A 1,677-nucleotide genomic window follows, 5' to 3' on the forward strand; every position below is an offset into this window, starting at 1 on the left:
CTTCCGGCGCAAGGCGGGTACCCGAGAGACTTCCGCGATGCTGCGCTCAGGACATGGTTGCGCCTCTCGAATCGACACTTAATTTTGCAAATTGCTTTAGCGCCTGGCCGGTCCGCCTCACCACCTATTTCTTCCCCCGCAGGGATCTTATGTAATCGACTACAGCCCAGGTGTCGGGCTCCGATATGGTCGTATAGAGCCGGGGATGGCGGGAGTAGCCCAGCCTGATCTTCGCGTAAAGCTCCCCGTCTCCCTGCGATTGCACCTCGGGAGAGGCCAGGTCTGCAGGGAGGGGAGAAAAGCTCTGGCCGACGGTACCCATACCGTTCGCGTTAGGCCCGTGGCATTGAACACAGAAATACCCGTATGCCTGCCTCCCCCGGTCGATAGGCCCGCTACCGAGGGGGAAAGGGTTTTTGAGGGTTTCCGGCTCGGCCGTCAGGAGCGCCTGAAAGCCATCCTGGACGGGAACCGTCCTTTCGTCCGCCGCCGGCATCTCTTTTTTGTACGTGCGTACGGACTCCTGGTCCCGCATGCGCGCATAGTCGCATCCGTAAGCGATCAGAACGAAAAAAGGCAGCAGGCAAAATCCAACTCGTCTTATCGTACGCTCGGCTCTCACCTGTTTTCCTCTCCTATTTTGGCCCCTTCTCGGGCATTGGAGTTTCTCGCTCTCCCGATACCCCCGTCCCGACATCTGCCGGCCTCTGATCGACATGCTGCGGCTCGGGTGGACCTGCGTGCTCACTGTAGGGATAGGTGGAGTAGACGGACTCGGCCGGTACATCCGGTACGCTGCCGTAGTCCCAGTCGGGCGGTCCCTTGTCGCCGATGATAAAAAAAGCCAGGAATCCGTATGCCACGAAAAGCAGAGATATGGCGCAAACGACTATCCACCCGTTAAAAACCATTCGTCTTATTTTACGTTCCTCTTCCAGCTCGGCCTCTATTCCGGTAACGGCCGGCCCCTTTCTGAAGAGCGAAATGAGGGCAAGACCGAGCGCGAGAAGCACGGTCTTGAGCCAACCTCCCTCCGGTCTTTTCTGTCCTTCCTTCATATCCGATTTTTCCATCTTCAACCTCGGCGTTAGAACGGCCCGGACCGAATACCGATGAAGATCACGTAGAAAATCGCCCAGATAACGAAGCCGAAAAACAAAAACAGGATAAACGGCGGTGTAGGAAAATTGGTTCCCTTGAGGCCGTCAGGATAGTTGAATTCCTGTCTCGCCTTCTCGTCGGCCCGTTCACTCGAATACGCGTAGCTTTTGAACGCGAGGTAGACGAGGATCACAAGCGCAAGCCCGAGAAACACCGCAAGGAGCCAATGCTGGTAGTCCTGAAGGAAAAAGAAACGCATCCTACCCCCGTATCATCTCAAGACTGCAATACCCAGGGTTACCGCAAGGGCAACGCCGGCGGCTGCCATGAGCGCCGTAAGGGCGTATACCTCGGGAGCGACACCCGGTCGCTCCCGGTACTGCGGCCGCGCCGTTTCGCCCCGCAGCGGAAGGTACCTGGCCCGCTCCTGGTCCGCGAACTGGCCGCTCCTGTAGCCCCAGAAGAGAAGCACGACGCTTGCGACGAGACCGGCGGCCATCAGGGAAAACCATGGAAGAAGACCCCACAGCACTATTTCACCCCCTGCGAGACCTCGTATGACGCGGGTATGCCCTT

The 1,677-nt window shown here is 58.0% G+C and carries 4 protein-coding genes; 1 reads left to right on the plus strand and 3 read right to left on the minus strand.

Going from position 1 to position 1,677, the window contains the following annotated elements:
• Nucleotides 1–124: 124 nt before the first annotated feature.
• From ABSG49_RS12175 to ABSG49_RS12185, 3 genes are all read right to left on the minus strand, one after another.
• Nucleotides 125–535: a c-type cytochrome gene (locus ABSG49_RS12175; RefSeq protein WP_424026402.1), complete on the minus strand. Its 411-nt coding sequence runs from the start codon at nucleotides 533–535 to the stop codon at nucleotides 125–127.
• Nucleotides 536–635: 100 nt separating this feature from the next.
• A complete protein-coding gene (locus tag ABSG49_RS12180) occupies nucleotides 636–1,073 on the minus strand; it encodes a hypothetical protein (RefSeq protein ID WP_424026403.1) in 438 nt (145 codons plus the stop codon).
• A gap of 14 nt (nucleotides 1,074–1,087) precedes the next feature.
• Nucleotides 1,088–1,360, minus strand: coding sequence for a hypothetical protein (locus ABSG49_RS12185; protein ID WP_424026404.1), 273 nt, complete (start codon nucleotides 1,358–1,360; stop codon nucleotides 1,088–1,090).
• Here ABSG49_RS12185 and ABSG49_RS12190 point away from each other — a divergent pair.
• The coding region (locus tag ABSG49_RS12190; protein ID WP_424026405.1) for a hypothetical protein at nucleotides 1,328–1,677 on the plus strand (350 nt) is incomplete at its 3' end. The genes ABSG49_RS12185 and ABSG49_RS12190 overlap by 33 nt on opposite strands.

This window comes from Methanoregula sp. (genome assembly GCF_049510175.1).
In the GTDB taxonomy this organism is placed as follows: domain Archaea; phylum Halobacteriota; class Methanomicrobia; order Methanomicrobiales; family Methanospirillaceae; genus Methanoregula.